This is a genomic window from Streptomyces sp. MI02-7b, assembly GCF_033793585.1.
GTDB lineage: Bacteria > Actinomycetota > Actinomycetes > Streptomycetales > Streptomycetaceae > Actinacidiphila.
In genome coordinates this window covers 1-1,315 of the sequence record NZ_JARAWX010000067.1, presented here as the reverse complement: position 1 = coordinate 1,315, position 1,315 = coordinate 1, and the positions used below count along the sequence as shown (strand labels likewise).

Genomic DNA, 1,315 nt, shown 5'->3' with positions numbered 1-1,315 from the left:
CGATGCCCCTATGGATTTCAAGTGGTGTTGGGCTGGGAGAAGCTGGCCCGGAGGATCTTGAAGACGGTTCGGGCGAGGTACCGCTTCAAGCAGCGGATGATCTCTCGTTTGGACAGGCCTTCGGCGGTTCGCCGTTGCAGGTACTTCTGGGTCGTAGGGTCCCACCGCAGGCGAGACAGTACCGCCCGGAACAGGGCGGCGTTGGCCTGCCGGTTGCCTCCGCGGCTGAGCCGACGCCGGCTGGTCTTGCCTGAGGACGCTTCGACGGGGCTGGTCCCGCAGAGAGCGGCGAAGGATGCCTCGCCGCGCAGGCGGTCAGGGTTGTCGCCCGCCGCGATCAGCAATGCGGCAGCCGAGTCCGGCCCTATGCCCTGCACCTGTAGCAGGTCGGGTGCTGTCTGCTGGATCAAGGCGGTGATCTGTTTCAGGGCGTCCTTGATCTCCGCGTCGAGATACTGGACACGGCGGGCGAGCCTGCCGAGTGTGCACGTGAGGGCCAGCTCTGCCGGCTCGAGGCCGGTCCAGCTCCCAGTGGAGCACTGAACGATGAGGTGAGGCAAGGACAGGTGCTCCAGAGGCTCCCGCACCCGCGAGCTGGCGTTGACCAAGACCGACCTGAGCTGGTTCACGGCCTGGACTCGGGCCTTACTGGCAGAGTCCTTGGCGATCTTCAGGACCCGGATCGCCTCTACAGGTCCGTCACCGTTCTTGGGTACCACTGCTGCCTCACCGCTGAGCACTGCCCGAGCGGCGGCCTCCGCGTCCACCGCGTCAGTCTTGCCCCGGCGCCGACGTAACGCCCGGTTCGGCCGGTTGATCTCGAGGACCTCCACGCCAGCGGCGTGCAGGGCTCGGGTCAAGCCGGCTCCGTAGGAGCCGGTGCCCTCCACGCCGGCCCGCTTCACCTGGCCGGTGGCACGGGCCCAGTCCAGCAGTTCCTGGTAGCCGGCGGCTGACACCGGAAACGATCCGGTGCCGAGCACGACACCGAGCATGCTGATGGCCACGGCCACGTGGCAGTCCTTGTGCGTATCGACACCAACGACGACCTCGGCTTGGTCGGCGTCCCCTCCAGGAGCAATCATGGGCCCGTCTCCCTTCCCGCCGGTCAGAGCACTGCCAGCCACCGGATGGGAAGAGCGGTCAGACCTGTGACGATGCCGCAGCAAAGCCCCTATTTAGACACGGCCTTCGGCCCCGGAGGCACGTACACCGCCCCGGACACAGCCGGCAGATCGCACTCAGGGCATCAACACGCAAGCCAGGCAGGATATGGGCCAGGCCGCCCCGGAACGGCATCCCCATTCTCACAGGC

General features: G+C 67.1%; 1 protein-coding gene. It reads right to left on the bottom strand.

Annotated elements, in window-relative coordinates; translation table 11 throughout:
- Positions 1-17: 17 nt before the first annotated feature.
- Positions 18-1,085 carry an IS110 family transposase gene (locus PV364_RS41075; protein ID WP_319666054.1) on the bottom strand — a complete coding sequence of 356 codons (1,068 nt, stop codon included), beginning with the start codon at positions 1,083-1,085 and terminating at the stop codon, positions 18-20.
- Positions 1,086-1,315: the final 230 nt, after the last annotated feature.

Excerpts from the sequence above, each read along its gene's own strand:
- PV364_RS41075 (WP_319666054.1), bottom strand. The coding sequence starts at position 1,085 with ATGATTGCTCCTGGAGGGGACGCCGACCAAGCCGAGGTCGTCGTTGGT.